The organism is Alcanivorax sp. P2S70, assembly GCF_000475295.1.
Classification (GTDB): Bacteria; Pseudomonadota; Gammaproteobacteria; order Pseudomonadales; family Alcanivoracaceae; genus Alcanivorax; species Alcanivorax profundi.
On sequence record NZ_AXBZ01000001.1, the window covers coordinates 127221 to 147496 of the forward strand.

Sequence of the window (20276 nt, forward strand, 5' to 3'; positions counted from 1 at the left end):
CCATGAACCTCAAAAAAGCGCTGTTAGTTGTCATCATCGCCGCGCTCGTTGCCAGCTACTTTATCTTCGATCTGGGGCAGTTTTTTAGCCTGGAGTATCTGAAAGAGCAGCAAGGCGCCTTTGATGCCCTGTATGCCGACAACCCCGCGCTGGTGCTGGGGGCGTTTTTTGCCGCTTACGTCGCGGTAACGGCTCTGAGCCTGCCCGGCGCCGCCATCATGACCCTCGCCGCCGGCGCCCTGTTCGGTTTTGCCGTTGCGCTGGTGCTGGTGTCATTTGCCTCTTCCATTGGCGCCACCCTGGCCTTTCTGGCCTCCCGTTTTCTGTTCAGGGATACCGTGCAGCAACGCTTCGGCGAGCGCCTGAAAAAAATCAATCAGGGCATCGAAAAGGAAGGCGCCTTTTACCTTTTCACCCTGCGGCTGGTGCCTGCCTTTCCGTTCTTTGTGATCAACCTGGTCATGGGGCTGACCCCCATCAAGACACGCACATTTTACTGGGTCAGCCAGATTGGCATGCTGGCCGGCACCGCTGTGTACGTGAATGCGGGCACCCAGCTTGGGCAAATCGACAGCCTTGGCGGCCTGCTTTCTCCACAACTCTTGGGCGCCTTTGTCCTGCTCGGGATTTTCCCGTGGATCGCCAAGGCCATCATGGCACGGTTGCAAGCCCGCAAGGTTTACGCCGGCTGGCGCAAACCCAAAACCTTTGACCGTAATCTGATCGTCATTGGTGCCGGCTCCGCAGGCCTGGTGAGTGCCTACATTGCCGCCATGGTAAAAGCCAAAGTCACCCTGATCGAGAAACACAAGATGGGCGGCGACTGCCTCAATACGGGCTGCGTTCCCTCCAAGGCACTGATCAAAAGCGCCCGGGTCGCCTACCACGACAAACAGGCAGACCAATACGGTTTTGACAGCATCTCCAGCCAGTTTCACTTCCCTCGTCTGATGAAACGGGTACACAAGGTCATCGAGACGATCGAACCCCACGATTCCGTGGAGCGCTACACCGAACTGGGGGTGGATTGCCGCCAGGGAGAGGCACGCCTTGTCTCCCCATGGGAAGTGGAAATCCGCAACGGCGACCAGGTCGAAACACTCACCGCCCGTAGCATCATTATCGCCACCGGCGCCCGCCCCTTTGTGCCGCCCATCCCCGGCATCGAAAAGATGGACATTCTTACCTCCGATAACCTGTGGCAGCTAGAGGAACAACCCAAACGCCTTCTGGTACTGGGTGGCGGCCCCATCGGTTGCGAACTTGCGCAGACCTTTGCGCGACTGGGCAGCGATGTCACCCAGGTGGAAATGCTGCCTCGACTGATGATCCGTGAGGACGAGGAAGCCAGCCGGATCGTGACCCGCTCTCTGCAGGACAGTGGCGTCACCGTGCTGACCAATCATAAGGCCGTGCGCTTCTGCCACGACAATGGCGAGAAGGTTCTATACGTGGAGCAGGATGGCCAGGAAAGCGCCCTGCCCTTCGATCAGGTGCTGGTGGCCGTTGGCCGCAAAGCCAACACCGACGGACTGGGCCTCGATGCCCTTCAGCTGCCCACCGACACCAATGGGACCCTCCAGACCAACGAGCGACTGCAAAGCCGCTACCCGAATATTTATGCCTGCGGCGATGTGGCTGGCCCTTACCAGTTCACCCATACCGCCTCTCACCAGGCCTGGTATGCCGCGGTGAATGCCCTGTTTGGATTTCTTAAATCGTTCAAGGTGGATTATCGCGTGATCCCCTGGTGCACCTTTACCGACCCGGAAGTGGCTCGTGTGGGCATCAATGAGCAGGAAGCTATCGAGCAAGGGATCGAGCATGAGGTTACCCGCTACGGCATCGATGACCTGGATCGGGCCATCGCCGACAGTGCAGACTTGGGCTATGTGAAAGTGCTGACCGCCAAAGGCAGCGACAAGATTCTCGGGGTTACCATTGTCGGCCAGCACGCCGGCGAGCTGATTGCCGAGTATGTGCTGGCCATGAAACACGGACTGGGCCTGAACAAGATCCTTGGCACCATTCACATCTACCCGACTATGGCCGAGGCCAACAAATTCGCCGCAGGCGAATGGAAAAAAGCCCGCAAGCCGGAAGGCCTGCTACGCTGGGTAGAAAAACTGCACGCCTGGCGCCGGTAATTCACTCGGTGCACCCACAAGCCACAAGGGAAGAACATTGAGAAATTGGATACCAAGGGAGACGACCATGCGCATGATGCTTCAAATCGTCCTGCTGATCGTCAGCGGACCATTATTGGCCTTCGACCACAGCGGCTGGAATACACTGCTTGCCGAGCATGTCGCCCCCCTGCGCGGTGGCGTGGCAACCGCCGTAGACTATGCCGGCATGCGCCGCGATCAGGAGCAACTCGACGCTTACCTGGAGAGTTTGTCAGGGGTTTCCATACGGGGCTTCAAGGATTTCAGCCGTGATGAGAAGCTGGCTTTTCTGATCAATGCCTATAACGCCTACACCATCAAGCTGATCCTGCTTGAAGACACACCGGACTCCATTCGTGATATCGGCAATTTCCTTTCCGGTCCCTGGGACAAGGAGTTCATTTTCCTGCTCGGCAAAGCACGTACTCTTGACGAACTGGAGCACGAAATGATCCGCGGCAACCCGGACTTGTTGGACCCGCGCATTCACTTCGCGGTGAACTGCGCCTCCATCGGCTGCCCTGCCCTGCGCCCGGAGGCTTATACCGCCGACAACCTGGAGGCCCAGCTGGAAGACAGCACCAGAAAATTCCTCAGTGACAAACAACGCAACCGGTTCAACGCCGACAAAAACGCCTTGGAAGTATCGAAAATTTTTGATTGGTACGAAGAAGATTTCGAAAACGCCGCCGGCAGCCTGGCAGAATACCTGCTGCCCTACGCCGATAAACTAGGGGTACCGGAAGAAAAACGGCAGTTGATGAAAAATGATGACATCACCATCCGCCACCTGGACTACAACTGGAAGTTGAACAAACAGTAGCGGGACGCCCTGCGCGCGTTCCTTCGCTCAACACGTTGAGCCTCCTGCAAAACATCCCCCTTTCACCTGCCTCGTGAGGGGTTTCAAGTTTTTAGCTATTAATTATTCACTGTTAACTATTAACTGCTCTTAGAGGTATTCCAGCGCCTGCGCCACATTGCTCACCCCAATCACCTCCACCCCCTCCGGCAAATTCCTGGGCAGGTTCGCTTTTGGCACAATCGCTTTCTTGAAGCCATGTTTCACCGCCTCATGGAGACGCTCCTGCCCCTGGGGTACCGGACGAATCTCACCGGACAGCCCCACCTCACCGAAGACCACCAGTTCCCGCTCCAGTGCCCGGTCGCGGAAGCTGGAGACAATGGCAAGCACCTGCGCCAGGTCCGCTGCGGTTTCCGTCACCTTCACACCGCCCACCACATTCATGAACACATCCTGGTCGCCCACCTGAATGCCGCCATGGCGATGCAGCACCGCCAGCAACATGGCCAGCCGGTTCCCCTCCAGGCCGACACAAACCCGGCGGGGGTTACCAAAGTGGGAAGCATCCACCAGCGCCTGCAACTCAACCAGCAGCGGACGCGTACCCTCCCAGACCACCGTCACCAGTGATCCCGAAGCAATCTCGTCGGCACGGTTAAGGAAAATTGCCGAGGGGTTTTTCACTTCTTTCAGGCCTTCGCCCGTCATGGCAAAGACACCCAGTTCATTCACCGCCCCAAAGCGGTTTTTCAAGCCCCGCAGCGTCCGGAAACGGGAATCCGTAGATCCTTCCAGCATCAGCGAACAATCGATCATGTGTTCCAGCACCTTGGGGCCAGCCAGGGTTCCGTCCTTGGTCACATGCCCCACCAGCAACAACACCGTGCCCGTCTGCTTGGCGAAACGCGTCAACGCAGCGGCACATTCCCGGACCTGAGCCACACTGCCGGGGGCAGATTGCAGCGCTGAGAGATACATAACCTGGATGGAATCCACCACCAGAATCCGCGGCTGCTCCTTGCGGGCCAGCTCAAGGATTTGCTCCACATCGGTTTCCGCCGCCAGTCGCAACTTGTCCTTGGGTAATTTCAGACGATCCGCGCGCATGGCCACCTGGGAGAGCGATTCCTCACCAGTGATGTAAAGGGACTTCTGGGTGTCCGCCAGCTTGCACAGGGTCTGCAACAACAGGGTGGATTTTCCCGCGCCCGGGTGCCCCCCGATCAGAATGGCCGACCCCGGTACCAGACCACCGCCCAGCACCCGATCCAGCTCCCCCATACCGGAACCAATGCGCGGCGTTTCCTCCAGCACAATGTCGTTGAGGTTTTGCACCTCTGAGAGCTGACCGCTAAAACCACCACGGCTACCCGCCCCTTTTGACGCAGGAGTAGCCGGGTCGTGAACGAATTCCTGCAAGGTATTCCAGGCACCGCAGGAGGGGCACTGCCCCTGCCATTTCGGCGTATCTCCACCACATTCCGTGCAGACAAAAGCGACTTTTTTCTTGGCCATGGGAACCCAGTTGAAAGTTCAAAGTGTAAAGTTGAAGCGCAGGCCAGGACCTTGCCGCACTGGCAAGCCATGCCCACGATTCATGATTAGGGTTGAGCAATGCGTTCAAAGTAAAAAAACCGCCGCCTTTTGTGTACAAGGTCACGGCGCGGCTCAGACGCTCATCATTTGGCATCAAAACACCGCTCGCGCTTTTCAACTTTAAACTTTGAACTTTCAACTCAACCCGTGTCAAAACAGCGGGCCCACCTCTCCGGGAGAGGTGTCTACAAGGCCACGGCAGTCGTACCTCTTGAGGTGCGAACAAACCGTTTCGCGTTGCGGCCTTCGGATTAAACGACAATACGTGCCGGACGTGCGGTGATCTGACAGAACAATTCATAGCTGATGGTGCCACAGGCCTTCGCCACCGCATCCACCGCTACCGCATCGCCCCACAGTTCCACTTCATCGCCCACCTGTGCATCAATCCCGTTCAGGTCGATGGTCAGCATATCCATGGAGACACGACCGACCAGTATCGTGGGCTGCCCGTTGACCGCCACCGGGGTGCCACTGGGAGCATGACGGGGATAGCCATCCCCGTAGCCGACCGCCACCACGCCGACACGCCCCGCACGGGCCGCGGTCCAGGTTGCCCCGTAACCCACGGACTCGCCGGGCTGAATCTCGTTGATCGCAATCAGGCGGGCACTGAAGCGGTGACTGACCTGCAAGTCCAGCTCGCTGGCACTTTGCCAGTCAAACGGCGAGGATCCGTACAACATGATTCCGGGGCGAACCCGTTGCCCACGGGCATGGGGGTAGCGAATCAGCGCCGCGGAATTGGCCGTGGACAGTGGCAATTGCAGACGCTGTGCCACCTCTGCGGCCAACAGAAGCTGCTTTTCAGAAACGCTATCCGTGGCGTCATCAGCACAGGCGAAGTGGCTCATGATACCCAGCGGCTTCATGCCCGCTGCCGCCAACTGCTCTGCCGCCTGCAGCGCCCATTCCGGGCGCAGGCCCAACCGGTTCATCCCCGTATTGAGCTTCAACCAGATGCGGGTAGGTGCCGGCTTTGCCAGCAGCAACTGAACCTGCCAGAGCGAGTGGACCACCACCTCCAGCGAACGCCGCCGCGCGTGTTCCAGTTCATCCGCATCAAAGAAGCCTTCCGCCACCAAGATCGGCCCGGCGATGCCGCTATCCCGCAACGCCACGGCCTCTTCCATCACGGCAACGCCAAAGCCCTCTACCGCCGGCGCCATGGCCTGCGCTGCCGTAAGCAGCCCGTGCCCATAACCATTGGCCTTGACCATGGCAAAGAGCTCAGCGTCACCGGCAAGTCTCCGGGCACGGCCGGCGTTGTGCGCCAATGCGGCTGTGCGAATCTCCACCCGGGTGCCCCGCATTACACACGGCTCCCGTGCAAACCCGTATCAAGGCTTGCCCTACACTGACCCGCTAACTTGCCGTTTGAATCGTGCAACGCAATCACTCATCCATTGCAGACAGCTGGGCGTAATACTCTGGCGCCAGATCATCAAAGCGCGAGTACTGCCCCAAAAATGCCAGGCGCACGGTACCGATAGGACCATTCCGCTGCTTGCCGATGATCACTTCTGCCACGCCCTTCTCGTTGGTTTCCTTGTTGTACACCTCATCGCGATAGAGAAAGGTGATCAAATCCGCGTCCTGCTCGATGGCCCCGGATTCACGAAGATCCGACATCACCGGGCGCTTGTTGGGGCGCTGTTCAAGGGAACGGTTCAACTGGGACAGGGCCAGCACCGGGCAGTTCAGTTCTTTGGCCAGCCCTTTCAGCGAGCGGGAAATCTCCGAAATTTCGTTGACCCGGTTATCCACCCCCGGCACCTGCATCAGCTGCAGGTAATCGACCATGATTGCTCCCAGCTCGCCGCCACACTCGCGAGCCACCCGACGTGCGCGGGCCCGCATTTCCAGGGGGCTCAGCGCCGGGGTGTCATCGATAAAGAACTTTTGCTCACTGAGCATGTGGATCGCCGAGGTTACCCGTGGCCAGTCGTCTTTTTCCAGCTGCCCGGAGCGCACGGCGGTCTGGTTGATTCGCCCCAGCGAGGCCAGCATCCGCATGACAATGGATTCTGCGGGCATTTCCATGGAGAACACCAGCACCGGCTTGCCGGCCTTGATCGCCACGTTTTCACACAGATTCATGGCAAAGGTGGTTTTACCCATGGAAGGACGGCCGGCGATAACCACCATATCCGCGGGCTGCAAACCACCGGTCATCTTGTCCAGCTCGTCAAAGCCCGTGGTCACACCGGTGATCGCGCTCTTGTTCTTGTACAGCTCATCAATACGATCCACGGTCTTCTTCAGAACCGACTTGATGTCCTGGGGGCCAGAGCCTTTTTTCTGCTGCTCGGCAATCTCGAAAATGGCGGACTCGGCCTTGTCGAGAATTTCCAGCGACTTGCGACCTTCCGTATTGAAAGCACTTTCCGCCACATCATGAGACACATTGATCAGCTGACGAAGGATGCTGCGCTCGCGCACAATTTCCGCGTAGGCGGTGATGTTCGCAGCACTGGGAGTATTGCGCGCCAGCTCGGACAGGTAGGTCATGCCGCCAATGTCGTCCAGCTGCCCCAACTGGGTCAGCGCCTGGGATACCGTCACCAGGTCACAAGGGTTTTCTTCCTCTACCAGTTGCGCGATGACCTCGAAGATCTGGCGATGGGCCTTGCGATAGAAGTCCCGTGCTCCGACTCGTTCAGCCACATCATCCCAGGCGCTGTTATTGAGCAACAGGCCTCCCAGGATCGCCTGTTCGGCCTCTACCGAATTCGGTGGCACCTTCAGGCTTTCAGGCAGATGTTTATCCAGCGATACGGGTTCGTTCATGGGGAATACCAGCACTCAGGGGACTGTGAGTTGAAAGTTGAAGTTTAAAGTTGAAACCCGATCAAGGCACGCAGCAAACGTGAAAGCTGGAGGATCGCGACATACGGCACCCAGCCCTCGCGACCAACTCAGGGCGGAGCTGCTCTTTTGGACTTTCAACTTTCAACGGCTCTTAAACGAAAAAGGGCATTGCCCTCGCGGACAATGCCCTGATTCTGTCACCGTACCCAGTAATGGGCAAACCGGTTATCCGTTACTCAGCAGGCACCACAGCCAGCTTGATGGTAACGGTAACGTCGGCATGCAGCACCAGGTCGATTTCGAACTCACCGGTGTTGCGCAGTGCACCGTGAGGCAGCTTCACTTCCGCCTTTTCCACTTCCACACCAGTAGAAGCGGTGATCGCTTCAGCGATATCACGGGTACCGACAGAGCCGAACAGCTTGCCTTCATCACCAGCCTTGGCGGCAATGCTGACGGCAGCTTCATTCAGCTTCTCGCCACGCTCCTGAGCGGCAGCCAGCTGCTCGGCAGCATGCTTTTCCAGCTCGGCGCGACGGGTTTCCACTTCAGCCAGGTTAGCTTTAGTGGCAGGCAGAGCCTTGCCCTGAGGGATCAGGAAGTTACGGCCGTAGCCGGAACGTACGTCAACCACAGCACCCAGGTCGCCCAGGTTCTTGATAGTTTCCAGCAGGATCACTTGCATGATAGTAGTCCCCTCGGCTTAGCTGTCGTGGCTGTCAGTGTACGGCAGCAGCGCCAGGTAGCGGGCCTGCTTGATGGCAGAGGCCAGCTGACGCTGATAGCGTGCCTTGGTGCCGGTGATACGGCTGGGCACGATTTTGCCAGTTTCGGTGATGTAGGCTTTCAGGGTGTCGAGATCTTTGTAATCGATGTACTCAACACCTTCCGCGGTAAAGCGGCAGAACTTGCGGCGGCGATAAAAACGGGCCATTGGATATCTCCTGTTTAATCCTGATTGAGAGGTTCCAGCGTCTGGGCAATCAGCTGCAGTCGGTCCCGGGCGTCTCCCTTGTAACCAGCGCGGCTAAGGCATCCGGTTACCTTGATTCGCTGACCCTCTTTCAGGCCCTGGGCCTGTCGGGTCATCCCGCCCGCCAGAATCACGGCGATACGGGCCTGGACTTCGCGGGGGTGGCCGTCTTCCAGCTGTCGGGAGCGATGCTCCAGCCACAGCCGTTGGCGGGGTACCCCTGCCGGTGTCAGTGCCACCTTTTCAAGGCTGGCGACGATACCGGTGAGTTCGCAGCAATTGATTTCCAAAATTAGCTGGCAGCCCCCTCCTTCTCATCGTTCTTCGCCAGCGGCGACGGCTCGGTAATAGCGTTGTCGCGACGAATCACGAGGTGACGGATTACGGCATCGTTAAAGCGGAAAGTGTTTTCCAGCTCGGCCAGGGTTTCGCCGTCACATTCGATGTTCAACATCACATAGTGGGCTTTGTGGATCTTGTTGATGGAGTAGGCCAGCTGACGGCGACCCCAATCTTCAACACGGTGGATAGTGCCTTTGCCATCGGTCACGATCGCGCTGTAACGCTCGATCATGGCGGGCACCTGCTCGCTCTGGTCCGGGTGAACCAGGAACACAACTTCGTAATGACGCATGTTAGCTCCTTACGGTTGAGACACCTCACGGTGTCAGATCAGCTTCCCCCGGGCCTGTCGGCACCGCGGTGAAGCAAGGAGGCCTGCCCCCGGAAACCACCGGAATGCAGGAAGCGCGCGATTCTATCCCATTCGCCCCGGATAACTCAAGCCGTGTGGATTGCCAACGGTGCACAGTCCACGTATCCTCAATGAAAACAAAAACGCTACAAACGCTTACAAAAAGCGTCGTTTACCCTAAGCCTCTGATCTACAGAGGAAAACAACAACAATCGGGATACGACCATGCACTACAGAGCCCTGGCCTTTGGTCTGTGCAGCCTTAGCTTGCTGAATCCTGTTCACGCACAGGACGCCCTGCCCCCCTGCGGCAGCCCCGTGGCCGTGCCGGAAAAACCGATTCTGGAGGATTATCCGGACTATACGGACTTCCTGCTCCAGATCATGAAATACAAGCAGGCCAGCCGGGATCGGGCCAGCCACCGCAAGGTCTGCCCCACGGACTACGTGGCGCAGCACTCCGCCAGCACAGACCCCACCGTCATCGAGGGGCCCGAAACGCTCGACAGTGCGTTGGAACGAACCCCGCGCATACCGGAAATTGACTACCAGGCACATCGCACCTGGCACGACCGCTCCACATCAAGAAGCTTTGTCTTGTCTCCCTTGACTGCCCCCATCCTGTCTTCTGAGCGCCTTCGCACACTGCTGGGCAACGCCGGCACCGACGAACCTCTGATTTTGCCCATGACCGTCGTCGGTATGCAGCTCGAGGGCCTGAACGATGGCGGCAATGCACAGCTGATCGAAGAACAAACCGCTTACCAGCAGCTGCCTTATGAGGAACGGCAAGCCGAACAGGCCTCCTACCAGCCCGTGAAGCGGGCTCAACTGGACGACCTTTACACTGACGGCAATCTGACCATCTACCTGAACAGCTCGGATGACATTTACTTTATTGAGGCGACAGCTGAGGGAGATTTTTAGTCATGCAAGGGGTCCGTCAGTGCTGCCTGGCAGTCCTGATCTTTTTGGCTATCGCCCCCCCGGCAGCGCTAGCGGCTCCCGGGCTGAGCGAGGCCCAGCAAGAGGCGCTGGATAATGCATCCGGTCCGCGCCCGGACATCCATTCGTATCAGCGCCAAGACCAATTTGTAACTGATCTCCTTGCCTGGCAAGCACGACGAGAGCAACTGAAAAAACGCCTGGAGAAAGGTGAAAGCCTCTCCGGTTCCGCTGCTGAGAACGAGCATGACTGGCATCACGTAACAGGCCCGGAAGACCTCGACACCGCCATCAGTAACGCCAAAGGCTATCAGCAACCCAGGTACCGAGAGCTCCGTCGCTTTGATCGCACTACCCACATCAGCTTCCCGCTGGACCCGCTTGAACAGGAGCAGCTCGCGGACAAGGCCCTGTCGGCGGAAAATTTGCCTCAACCCACACTGGAGGAGGATATCCCCGAATCCATTCTTCAGGACAATGCTCGCTTGCAGCGGGAGATGGCCGCGAGCAAAAGCGGGCAACCTCTTCCAACCATGACGCGACAGCAGTTTGTGGGGCACTCGGAACTACGGTGAGGCAGTGAACAGTTAACAGTGAATAGTGAACAGCGTCGCGATCTTGGGGTTTTGACTGTTTAAACGTATGAGGCCGCGCCCAATGGTTGGGCGCGGCCTCATACGTTTAAAACCGCACAGCCGCTGCTCGCGCAACTGTTCACTATTCACTGTTAACTGTTAACTGCCCCCGCCCTTCTTCTGCGCACAAACAGCAAACAACACCACCCCTGTCGCCACGGAAACATTCAGGCTTTGCACCTCGCCCGCCATGGGAATTTCCAGTAGCTGGTCACACTTGTCTTTAGTCAGCCGTTTCAAGCCAGCCCCCTCTGCGCCCATGACCACCGCCAGGGCATCCGGGGCCTGGAAATCGAACAGGGAGGTGCTTCGTGATTCCAGCGCTGTGCCGACGACCTGGACCCCGCGCTCCTTGAGCTGGTCCAGCAAGGTCGCCAGGTTACCCACCTCATAATAAGCCAGACTCTCAGCGGCCCCCACGGCGGTACGGCACGCCACCGGCGTTAGACCCGCTGCACCACGACGGGGAACAATCACCGCCTGCACCCCCGCAGCATCAGCACTGCGCAGGCAGGCGCCGAGGTTATGGGGGTCGGTGACATTTTCCAGCACCAGCAAAAACGGATTGGCCGGTTTGCCGTCCAGCCACTTCAGCAGCGCATTTTCATCTGCGGGACGACGCGGACGGGCACGCGCCACAATCCCCTGATGCTGGGGACCGGCATGCTTCTCCAGCACCTCACGGCGGGCCCGCTGGACCGCAATCCCGACATCCCTGGCGGCCCGAATCATGGCCTCCAGCCGCGGCTCCTCGCGCTCGGCGCGGGAGTCCTGGACAAACAATTCCAGCACCGCCTCGGGGCGATGGCGCAACAGCGCCTCCACTGCGTGGAAGCCGGAATACATCAGGGGTTTCTGGGCTTTACTCATTGGGACGCCTGCACGCTACACGCACCACGCTACACGCGGTGGGAAAAGAGAAATGTGGGAGCTTGCCTGCAAGCGATTCGCGCCAGCGACGCGTGGCAAATCGCTTGCAGGCAAGCTCCTGCAGAATGAAGACCTAGCTCTTCTTGCTGCGCCGGGCCGCCTTTTTACCACGGGGCGGGCCCTTGCGCTTGGCCTTCGGCTTGGGGATATCGCCCTTGGCAAGCTTTTCCCGCTCGGAGAGCCCCTTCTTGCCGCTGCTCTGGCCGGCGGCGCCCTTACCGGACGCCTTGCTGCCGCCCTTGGGGCGCCCCTTGCGGGACGGCGTCGACGACTCCAGCTGCAGGTCGATCTTGCGGTCTTCGGTATGCACTGCCGCGACCCGCACGGTGACAGAGTCGCCCAGACTGAAGCGACGCCCGCTGCTTTCGCCATTCAGGCTCATGTTCACTTCGTCAAAGTGGTAGTAATCGCTGTCCAGGTTGGCCACATGCACCAGCCCGTCAATATGCAGCTCGTTAAGCTGAACAAACAGGCCAAAGCTGGCCACGCCGCTGATTACCCCCTCGAAGACTTCACCGATGCGCGACTCCATAAACTGGCACTTGAGCCAGGAAATCACGTCACGGGTGGCTTCATCCGCACGGCGTTCGGTCATGGAGCATTGTTCGCCGATCACCACCATGTCTTCCTGACTATAGGGCAGGATTTTCTGACGCGGAATCTCCGGCAGGCTACCTGGATTGTCCACATGGGCGGGCAGCCCCTCGGAGCGAATCAGATAACGGATTGCCCGGTGCACCAGCAGATCCGGGTAGCGCCGGATCGGCGAGGTAAAGTGGGTATAGGCCTTGTAGGCCAACCCGAAGTGGCCCTTGTTCTCTGCTTCGTATTTGGCCTGGGTCATGGAGCGCAGCATCATGGTCTGGATCACGTTGCGATCCGGGCGCTCCAGAATCTGTTCGCGCAGCTGCTGGAACACCGCCGGTTTCGGCGCCCCTTCGGACCAGGCAATGCTCAGCCCCAGCCCCCCGAGGAACTGCTGCAACTTGCTCAGGCGCTCTTCCTTGGGCGGCTCATGGTTACGGTACAGGGCCGGCACTCTGGCTTTTTCCAACAGCTTGGCGGCACAGATATTGGCGGCCAACATGGCCTCCTCAATCATGATATGTGCCACATTGCGCACCACCGGCACCATGCCTTCAATCTTGTGGTTTTCGTCGTAGATGATGCGGGTTTCTTCACTGTCGAAGTCGATGGCTCCCCGCTCTTCGCGACGGCGGCGCAGGGCCAGGAACATCTCGTGATAGGCCCATAGCATGTCCAGGGACTCATCGTCCAGACTGGCCACTGTTTCCTGAGCCAACTCGGACTCCGGGTCCTCGATCATCGCGCCCACCTTGGTGTAGGTGAGACGGTGACGCGAACGCATTACGCCCTCACGGAACACAAAACCGGACAGCCGGCCATTGGCCGAGATGGTCATGTCGCAATACAGACAGAGTCGGTCCACATGGGGATTCAGGGAGCACAGCCCGTTGGACAGCGCCTCCGGCAACATCGGAATCACCCGATTGGGGAAGTACACCGAGTTACCGCGCTTGGCCGCTTCGTTATCCAGCGCCGAGCCCGGATACACGTAATGGCTCACATCGGCGATGGCCACAATCAGGCGCCAACCGCCACGGGGACGACGCTCCACATACACCGCGTCATCGAAGTCGCGGGCATCCTCGCCATCAATGGTCACCAGCGGCAGGTCACGCAGATCCACCCGGTTGGCCTTGGCCTTGTGGGGGACGCTATCGCCAAACGCATTGGCTTGCTCTTCTACCCCGTCCGGCCATACATGGGGAATCTCGAAACGGCGCAGGGCCACTTCGATTTCCATGCCCGCCTGGTCCGGGGTCGCAATGATTTCTTCCAGCCGAACCAGTACATGGTGATCACGACTGGGGTACTGGGTAATGGTGGCACGGACATGGTCACCCGGGTTGGGCTTGATGCCGTTCTTGTCCTCGACCAGCACTTCCTTGGTGATGCGGCGGTTTTCCGGCTCCACAAAGCTGATGCCGGCTTCCCGGTAATAGCGGCCGACCACTTCGGTGGTGGCGCGCTCGGTAATTTCGACGATGCGGGCTTCTTTCTTGCCGAAACGATTGACCCCGGCATCACTGACCAGCACCCGATCGCCGTCCATGACCTTTTCCATCTGGCGGGGGCCGAGGAACAGGTCACTCTGGGATTTGTCATCGGGAATCAGGAAGCCAAAGCCATCCTTGTGGCCCTGGATCTTGCCTGCAATCAGGTCCATGCGGGACACCACACCAACCTTGCCGTTGCGGTTCTGTACCAGTTGAGCATCGCGCAGCATGGCGCGAATACGGCGGTCGAGACCGACCTCACCGTCCTCGCCCACCTCCAGCAGCGCAGCGATGTCTTCGAAGGCCAGGGGCTTACCCTGGTCATTGAGTACGTCCAGGATCAGCTCACGGCTGGGCACCGGGTTTTCGTACTTTTCCGCCTCTCTTTCGGCGTGGGGGTCGCGGTAACGCTTTTTTGGGGGCATTGAGGATTTTTTCGAAAAGGGATTTGACATTCGTCCATCATATACTAGAATGCACGCGCTTTCGCGATGAACCGAACATGAAACGGTAAAAACTTTACCGGACTCATATACGGCTCAGCACGAAACGCCGAGGTGGTGAAATTGGTAGACACGCTAGCTTCAGGTGCTAGTGGGGGCAACCCCGTGGAGGTTCAAGTCCTCTCCTCGGCACCAAACATGACTCTTACGGAGTCCGACAAAGCCCTGTAACCGTCTGGTTCAGGGCTTTTTTCGTTTATACTCGCTCTAATCCCATCCGATGGAATCCAACCAGATACCAGCATTTCTGTTGGTACTTATGTTGGCACTGCCCTGCTGGCCTCTTTCAGATACCAACAACGCCCAAGGAACAGGAAATGAGCAAGAATGCGATGGAAAAGCTGTCGGCCCTTGAGATCAAAAAGGCCAAACCGAAAGACAAAACCTACAAGCTTGCTGACGGTGGCGGGCTCTACTTACAGATCTCTCCTGATGGAGGAATGTACTGGCGCTATCAGTACCGCTTCCTAGGTAAGCAGAAATCCTTGGCACTTGGGGTGTATCCCGAAATCTCCCTCAAGGCCGCCCGAAAAGCTCACAAAGACGCGCGGCTCAAACTTGCCGACAACATTGACCCTAGCGAAGCTCGCCGCCAGGAGAAACTGGCTCGCACCGAAGCCCAGGCCAACAGTTTCGAGGCTGTTGCCCAGGAATGGCTGGTGCGCCAGCAGGTAGCCCCCGAAACAGACAAGAAAAATCGCTGGCTCATGGAAACCTTCGCCTTTCCTTATATAGGACACAGGCCTATTGCCGACATATCCCCCCGAGAACTGCTGGATGTCCTCCGCCGAGTCGAGTCAACCGGCAAGCTGGAAACAGCTCAACGCCTGAAGACAAAGTGCGGCCAGGTCTTCCGCCATGCAATCATTGAGGGAAAAGCCGAAATCGATCCCACGGCAAGCTTGCGAGGAGCGCTCAAGTCACCCAAGGTAAAACACCGCGCCGCCATCACCGACCCTTCCCGGTTGGGAAAGCTGCTACGGGACATGCAAGCGTCCACAGCAGGCCCAGTGGTGAAAACCGCCCTGCTTCTGACCCCCATCTTATTCCAGCGCCCAGGCGAAATCCGGCAAATGGAATGGTCCGAGATCAACTGGGAAGAGCAGCGCTGGGAGATCCCTGCCGACAAGATGAAAATGCGCCATCCCCACATAGTACCACTACCGCAGCAAGCCATGGCGTTACTACAGGATATCCACCTGTTTACCGGACGCGGCAAATACGTTTTTCCGTCGCAACGAGGGGCAAGCCGCTGTCTATCCGAGAATGGCGTCCGAGTGGCCCTTCGGGATATGGGCTACGGCAACGATGACGTAACCCCCCATGGCTTCCGAGCAACAGCCCGGACAATCTTGGACGAAGTACTGGGCTATAGGATTGAGTGGATCGAGCACCAACTGGCTCATGCCGTCAAAGACCCCAATGGTACCGCCTATAATAGAACCAGCTTCCTGAGTCAGCGCACCAAAATGATGCAGGAGTGGGCCAACTACCTAGACGCCCTTCGAGATGGGAAACAATTTGAACGGGCGGGAACAACCCCAGAAACTCAATACAGCCTTAGCTGCGAATCGACTGAAAAAGAGAATGGCAATCTAAAGAAGGATGGCAAGAAAAGCTTTACAGCTTTATTTAGCAATTATGCATCCCAGGAAAAACCCACATCTGATTAGTCGCCACTCCGATCTTTACCAAACACTCGTAGCTCGAAATCACCGGGTGCAAGTAACAACACAGACTTTCAGCCGAAAAATCGCAAAAAAATGGAACCCTAACCCTTCGTGGGCGGCAGCATAACGCAGGCCTGCAAAGCAAGTCATTGAGCATAGTCCCCAGGCATCCAAAAGCGTCCTAGCCCGTCTAAGATACCGCCCTATTTGGTCAACATCCCGATCAGAAGCGCAGCCAGCCCATCCCTTGCATGTAACGGCTCAATCGTTGCGGTACAGGGTCACTACACAGGCCCCCCCCAGACCAAGGTTGTGCTGCAAGGCTACCCGAGCTCCCTCGACCTGTCGCTTTTCTGCTTGGCCACGCAACTGCCACACCAGTTCGGCACATTGCGCCAGACCTGTAGCCCCCAGCGGGTGCCCCTTGGACAGCAAGCCACCGGACGGATTGGTCACGAACTTGCCTCCATAAGTGTTGTCGCCATCCCAGATAAATTTCTCCGCGCCGCCTTCCCGGCACAGACCCAGACCTTCATAGGTGAGCAGCTCATTGGCGGTAAAGCAGTCGTGCAACTCGACCACATTGATGTCTTGCGGGCCGATACCGGCCTGCTCGTACACGCTGTCGGCGGCGGAACGGGTCATGTCGTAACCGACCATCTTGATCATGGATTTTTCATCAAAGCTGCTGGCGAAATCCGTGGTCATCGCCTGGGCGGCGATATACACCGGGTTAGCAATGCCATGCTTCTTGGCGAACTCGTCCGAACACAGAATCGCGGCGCCGGCACCACAGGTGGGCGGGCAGCATTGGAAACGGGTGAGCGGATCAAACACCTCGTCTGACGCCATGATCTCTTCCAGCGACAGCACCTGATTGAACAGTGCGTAAGGATTGTTGGCGGCATGCTGACGCGCCTTCTCGGCAATCTTGCCGAAGGTTTCCCGTTTGGTGCCGTACTTCCAGCGGTATTCACGCCCTGCGCCACCGAACATCTGTGCCGCCGGCGGCGCCTGATTGAAGCCCTGCGTATCCATCATCACCTGCGCATGCTGGCTCATGGGGTTCTCGCGATCATTGAACTTAGCACCAAGCGCGCCGCGCTCCATTTTTTCAAAACCCAGGGCGATGACACATTCAGCCAAACCGCCTTCGATGGCCTGGCGCGCCAGGAACAGGGCCGACGAACCGGTGGAACAATTGTTGTTCACATTGACCACGGGAATGCCGGTCAAGCCCAGTTCATACACGGCACGCTGACCACAGGTGGAATCGCCGTAGACATAACCACAGAACGCCTGCTCAACATCGCTGTACTGGATGCCGGCATCCTTCATTGCGGCGAGGCCAGCCGCTTTTGCCATCACATGGTAATCATCGCTGGCACCGGGCTTGGCAAACTTGGTCATCCCGACACCGATCACATTCACTCTTCGTTTCATTCTCTGTTCTCCGAATTATGGCGTTACAGGATTTGTTCAAGTTTGCGCACCAGCGCCAGGTCACCGTCGACGCGCATGTCGCCCTTCTGGTACAAGGTGCTCAAGGCCACCTTGCCGGCAATCAGGTCGGCAAGCTTGCTGTCGTCCAGCGTGATCACCGCCGCCGCGTCCTTCTCGCCGCTGACGATGCCGGGCGACGAGGCGGATAGATCGATAAACCAGGCACTGTCTGGGCTCCGCACCTTGATCTGCAACACACCACCCTGTCCACCAATGGCCGACAGTTTTTCCGCCAGCTCCGGCAGCACTTTCTCCGCCTGCGGTGCTTTCTGCTTTTTCGGTTGTGCGGTAGCGGTATCCGGCTGGCCGGAGGCCAATCGCTTGTCGCGTGCCTGCTCCACCAGCTTAGGGTCCATGTCCTGCAACACGGTGAGCTTGTTGGAGGCCATCACGTTACCTCCGATCTTCAGATCGCCACCAAAAAACAGTTTCTGTACCGCAGCCAGATCACCGCCAAACAGGGTCGGGGCATGTTTGCTGTCCAACTCCAGCGTCACATCCGCCTTGTCCAGCTGGCCCGCCCCGGCGGTACCCGGTGCGTTTTTCAGATCAATATAGAAATCCTGATCCGGGTTGCTGAACGCAAACTGGAAGCTGGTAGCGGCCTTCTCGATCAGATCCGGGTTGTCAGCGATGAAGTGGCCGATGGCACTGAACACATCCGCCATGGTCGGCTCCTGCGATTCGACCGGTACTGCGACAGCTTGTGAACCACCACCGTCAGCCACGCGCTTGTCACGCGCCTGCTCGGCCAGTTTCGGGTCCATGTCCTGCAACACGGTGAGCTTGTTGGAGGCCATCACGTTGCCGGAAATTTTCAGCTCGCCACCGAAGAACAGTTTCTGCACCGCCGCAAGATCGCCACCAAACACGGTCGCCAGATGCTCGCTGTCCAGCGCCAGAGTCACGTCCGGTTTGTCGATCGTGCCAGGCCCTGCCGCGCCTGGTGCATTTTTCAGATCAATAAAGAACTGCTGATCCGGATTGCTGAACTCGAACTGGAAGCTGGTACCGGTCTGATCAACCAGTTCCGGTTTCTGCTTGATGTAGGTCGCCACCGCCGCGAACACATCGTCAGGCGTCACCGCCTGCTCCACCTGCGGCGCAGACACTTCCTCGGCGGACACCTGTTCCGGCACCGGCGCTTCTGCCGGAATCTCCGAGAACAACTCGATGGCGGCATTCTTCAGCACCACCTCGTTACGCTCTTTCACCCAGGTTTCGAAGATGATGCGGTTATCGGATTCCTTCCACATGCGCGTTTCCAGGGTTTCACCCGGAAATACCGTCTTGGCAAAGCGCACCTTGATGCTCTTGAAATAACGGCCATCGTTATTGCTGAACGCCTTGATGACATGGCGTCCGGCATAACCGAAGGTACACAGCCCATGCAGGATCGGCTTGTCATAACCGAACGCCCTGGCAAACGCCGGGTCGGCGTGCAGCGGATTCCAGTCACCGCACAGGCGATACAGCAGCGTCTGGTTGGCGTCGGTTTTCTCTTCGATCACCGCATCCGGTTCACGTGCGGGCGGCACATTGATCTCGCCGGAATCGCCCCGCTCACCGCCCCAGCCGCCGGCGTCTTTCACGAACGAGGTCATCTCGTTATAGGCCACCTCGTTACCGTTTTCGTCGGTGGAGGTAATAGCAAAGGTAACTACCGCATTCGGATCCTTGTCCAATGCCTTCTTGAATTTGAAGGTGTGCTTCAGCTTGGCGTGCGGCGGCAGCGGCCGTTTGATTTCGGTGTATTGCTCGCCATGCAGCAACCGGTCGAAGCCAAAGTTCATCCCTGGCAGAGCCAGCGCGCCTTCTTTTGCTGCCTTTAGCATCGCGCCGATCTGTGGCATGACGCCATAGGTGGGCAACGCCTGGAAATTGCCACCCAGCTCGTAGACGAACTTCAGTTCATCCTTGTCGAGCGGATCACGTGCGGCGCCCACACTTAGGGCATACAACGACAGGTCATTTTCATCATAGGACGATTCCAGCTCGAGGCTTTCCTTGCTGGCCACATCCAGATCGATGAATTCGTTGCCGCCCAGTGACGGGTTGTTGATGTTGTCGAGAATCGGCGAGAAGGATTCGTTGACATTGGATGGATGCTCCGCATCGGTGAAGTCGGTGATCTTGCCCCAACGACGCGCTACATCATCAACACTGAAGGCCTTGCCAAGGGGGAAGCTATTGCCCTGGCTACGTTCCCAGCGCAACTTGCTGATGAAGCCGGCACCCACTTCGAAGATACCCTTGGTTTCTTCGCACTTTTCATGGCACAACCAGGCCACCAGCGGACTGACCGCTTCTGGCTTGAGGTTTTCCAGCAAATTCGGCGGCATGATGGTTTCAGTCAGCCGCGAGGCCGCAATCGGCGCAATGGTATTCACATGAATGTTTTTGCTGCGACCTTCCTCCGCCAGACAGTTGGCCAGCCCGGCCAGACCCAACTTGGCAGCACAGTAGTTGGCCTGACCAAAGTTACCGTAGAGGCCGGCTGCCGAGGTCGTCATGATGATGCGGCCATAGCCCTTCTCACGCATGATCGGCCAAGCCGCATGGGTGACGCTCATGGAACCTTCCAGATGGACTTTCAACACCAAGTCCCAGTCCTGCTTCGACATCTTGGCAAAACTGACGTCACGCAGGATGCCGGCATTGTTGACCACGATGTCCACAGTGCCGAAGCTATCCAACGCGGTTTGTACTATCGACTCGCCGTTTTCCACCGAGTCATAGTTGGCAACCGCCTCCCCTCCCATGGCCCGGATCTCATCCACCACCTTGTCTGCGGCAGACGACGACTTGCCATCACCGTGGGCGCTGCCACCCAGGTCGTTAACCACCACCTTGCAGCCACGCGCGGCCAGGGTCAGGGCATGCTGCCGGCCCAGCCCGCCCCCGGCACCGGTGACAATGGCTACACGATCATCAAAACGAAGTTCTGCCATGATACTTTCCT

At 58.1% G+C, this 20276-nt stretch carries 16 protein-coding genes and 1 tRNA gene; 6 read left to right on the plus strand and 11 right to left on the minus strand.

Going from position 1 to position 20276, the window contains the following annotated elements; translation table 11 throughout:
• The first annotated feature begins 2 nt into the window (after positions 1-2).
• Both Q672_RS17970 and Q672_RS17975 read left to right on the plus strand, forming a co-directional pair.
• The gene (locus Q672_RS17970; protein ID WP_022983786.1) at positions 3-2147 is read left to right on the plus strand and encodes an FAD-dependent oxidoreductase; all 2145 of its coding nucleotides are present in this window, start codon (positions 3-5) and stop codon (positions 2145-2147) included.
• Positions 2148-2214: 67 nt separating this feature from the next.
• The gene (locus Q672_RS17975) at positions 2215-2991 is read left to right on the plus strand and encodes a DUF547 domain-containing protein (protein WP_022983787.1); all 777 of its coding nucleotides are present in this window, start codon (positions 2215-2217) and stop codon (positions 2989-2991) included.
• A gap of 129 nt (positions 2992-3120) precedes the next feature.
• Here Q672_RS17975 and radA read toward each other — a convergent pair whose 3' ends face one another.
• The 7 genes from radA to rpsF form a co-directional block, all read right to left on the minus strand.
• Positions 3121-4488, minus strand: a complete 1368-nt coding sequence (gene radA, locus Q672_RS17980; RefSeq protein ID WP_031225735.1) for a DNA repair protein RadA — start codon at positions 4486-4488, stop codon at positions 3121-3123.
• 332 nt (positions 4489-4820) lie between these two features.
• Positions 4821-5882 (minus strand): alanine racemase, encoded by a 1062-nt coding sequence (gene alr / locus Q672_RS17985; RefSeq protein ID WP_022983789.1) that lies wholly within the window; start codon positions 5880-5882, stop codon positions 4821-4823.
• Between the two features lie 82 nt (positions 5883-5964).
• On the minus strand, positions 5965-7359 hold the full coding sequence (gene dnaB, locus Q672_RS17990) for a replicative DNA helicase (RefSeq protein ID WP_022983790.1): 1395 nt from the start codon (positions 7357-7359) through the stop codon (positions 5965-5967).
• A gap of 253 nt (positions 7360-7612) precedes the next feature.
• Positions 7613-8065 carry a 50S ribosomal protein L9 gene (gene rplI / locus Q672_RS17995; protein ID WP_022983791.1) on the minus strand — a complete coding sequence of 151 codons (453 nt, stop codon included), beginning with the start codon at positions 8063-8065 and terminating at the stop codon, positions 7613-7615.
• Between the two features lie 18 nt (positions 8066-8083).
• The gene (gene rpsR, locus Q672_RS18000) at positions 8084-8314 is read right to left on the minus strand and encodes a 30S ribosomal protein S18 (protein WP_022983792.1); all 231 of its coding nucleotides are present in this window, start codon (positions 8312-8314) and stop codon (positions 8084-8086) included.
• Positions 8315-8328: 14 nt separating this feature from the next.
• Complete coding sequence (priB, locus tag Q672_RS18005; RefSeq protein ID WP_022983793.1) at positions 8329-8643, minus strand: primosomal replication protein N; 315 nt, start codon at positions 8641-8643, stop codon at positions 8329-8331.
• Between the two features lie 2 nt (positions 8644-8645).
• Positions 8646-8987, minus strand: coding sequence for a 30S ribosomal protein S6 (gene rpsF, locus Q672_RS18010; RefSeq protein ID WP_022983794.1), 342 nt, complete (start codon positions 8985-8987; stop codon positions 8646-8648).
• A gap of 285 nt (positions 8988-9272) precedes the next feature.
• Between rpsF and Q672_RS18015 the strand changes: the two genes are divergently transcribed.
• Both Q672_RS18015 and Q672_RS18020 read left to right on the plus strand, forming a co-directional pair.
• Complete coding sequence (locus Q672_RS18015; RefSeq protein ID WP_022983795.1) at positions 9273-9974, plus strand: hypothetical protein; 702 nt, start codon at positions 9273-9275, stop codon at positions 9972-9974.
• A 2-nt stretch (positions 9975-9976) separates the two neighbouring features.
• Complete coding sequence (locus Q672_RS18020) at positions 9977-10567, plus strand: hypothetical protein (protein ID WP_022983796.1); 591 nt, start codon at positions 9977-9979, stop codon at positions 10565-10567.
• A gap of 159 nt (positions 10568-10726) precedes the next feature.
• Here Q672_RS18020 and rlmB read toward each other — a convergent pair whose 3' ends face one another.
• On the minus strand, positions 10727-11497 hold the full coding sequence (rlmB, locus tag Q672_RS18025; RefSeq protein WP_022983797.1) for a 23S rRNA (guanosine(2251)-2'-O)-methyltransferase RlmB: 771 nt from the start codon (positions 11495-11497) through the stop codon (positions 10727-10729).
• A gap of 133 nt (positions 11498-11630) precedes the next feature.
• The gene (rnr, locus tag Q672_RS18030; protein ID WP_022983798.1) at positions 11631-14063 is read right to left on the minus strand and encodes a ribonuclease R; all 2433 of its coding nucleotides are present in this window, start codon (positions 14061-14063) and stop codon (positions 11631-11633) included.
• 126 nt (positions 14064-14189) lie between these two features.
• On the opposite strand from rnr, the gene Q672_RS18035 reads away from it, so the two are divergent.
• Together Q672_RS18035 and Q672_RS18040 are read left to right on the plus strand one after the other, a co-directional pair.
• Positions 14190-14276: transfer RNA gene (locus Q672_RS18035), tRNA-Leu, on the plus strand.
• A 182-nt stretch (positions 14277-14458) separates the two neighbouring features.
• A complete protein-coding gene (locus tag Q672_RS18040) occupies positions 14459-15814 on the plus strand; it encodes a tyrosine-type recombinase/integrase (protein ID WP_022983799.1) in 1356 nt (451 codons plus the stop codon).
• Positions 15815-16072: 258 nt separating this feature from the next.
• Here the strand turns inward: Q672_RS18040 and Q672_RS18045 are convergent, their stop codons facing one another.
• Both Q672_RS18045 and Q672_RS33750 read right to left on the minus strand, forming a co-directional pair.
• The gene (locus Q672_RS18045) at positions 16073-17254 is read right to left on the minus strand and encodes a lipid-transfer protein (protein WP_031225738.1); all 1182 of its coding nucleotides are present in this window, start codon (positions 17252-17254) and stop codon (positions 16073-16075) included.
• Between the two features lie 23 nt (positions 17255-17277).
• Entirely contained in the window at positions 17278-20265 is a 2988-nt protein-coding gene (locus tag Q672_RS33750) for a peroxisomal multifunctional enzyme type 2 (RefSeq protein ID WP_022983801.1), read from the minus strand.
• Positions 20266-20276: the final 11 nt, after the last annotated feature.

What these genes read in the sequence shown, in the direction of transcription:
- radA (WP_031225735.1), bottom strand. Translation starts at nt 4,488, where the DNA reads ATGGCCAAGAAAAAAGTCGCTTTTGTCTGCACGGAATGTGGTGGAGAT.
- Q672_RS18015 (WP_022983795.1), top strand. Translation starts at nt 9,273, where the DNA reads ATGCACTACAGAGCCCTGGCCTTTGGTCTGTGCAGCCTTAGCTTGCTG.
- rlmB (WP_022983797.1), bottom strand. Translation starts at nt 11,497, where the DNA reads ATGAGTAAAGCCCAGAAACCCCTGATGTATTCCGGCTTCCACGCAGTG.
- rplI (WP_022983791.1), bottom strand. Translation starts at nt 8,065, where the DNA reads ATGCAAGTGATCCTGCTGGAAACTATCAAGAACCTGGGCGACCTGGGT.
- Q672_RS17970 (WP_022983786.1), top strand. Translation starts at nt 3, where the DNA reads ATGAACCTCAAAAAAGCGCTGTTAGTTGTCATCATCGCCGCGCTCGTT.
- Q672_RS18045 (WP_031225738.1), bottom strand. Translation starts at nt 17,254, where the DNA reads ATGAAACGAAGAGTGAATGTGATCGGTGTCGGGATGACCAAGTTTGCC.
- Q672_RS17975 (WP_022983787.1), top strand. Translation starts at nt 2,215, where the DNA reads ATGCGCATGATGCTTCAAATCGTCCTGCTGATCGTCAGCGGACCATTA.
- Q672_RS18020 (WP_022983796.1), top strand. Translation starts at nt 9,977, where the DNA reads ATGCAAGGGGTCCGTCAGTGCTGCCTGGCAGTCCTGATCTTTTTGGCT.
- Q672_RS33750 (WP_022983801.1), bottom strand. Translation starts at nt 20,265, where the DNA reads ATGGCAGAACTTCGTTTTGATGATCGTGTAGCCATTGTCACCGGTGCC.
- rnr (WP_022983798.1), bottom strand. Translation starts at nt 14,063, where the DNA reads ATGCCCCCAAAAAAGCGTTACCGCGACCCCCACGCCGAAAGAGAGGCG.
- dnaB (WP_022983790.1), bottom strand. Translation starts at nt 7,359, where the DNA reads ATGAACGAACCCGTATCGCTGGATAAACATCTGCCTGAAAGCCTGAAG.
- Q672_RS18040 (WP_022983799.1), top strand. Translation starts at nt 14,459, where the DNA reads ATGAGCAAGAATGCGATGGAAAAGCTGTCGGCCCTTGAGATCAAAAAG.
- rpsR (WP_022983792.1), bottom strand. Translation starts at nt 8,314, where the DNA reads ATGGCCCGTTTTTATCGCCGCCGCAAGTTCTGCCGCTTTACCGCGGAA.
- alr (WP_022983789.1), bottom strand. Translation starts at nt 5,882, where the DNA reads ATGCGGGGCACCCGGGTGGAGATTCGCACAGCCGCATTGGCGCACAAC.
- rpsF (WP_022983794.1), bottom strand. Translation starts at nt 8,987, where the DNA reads ATGCGTCATTACGAAGTTGTGTTCCTGGTTCACCCGGACCAGAGCGAG.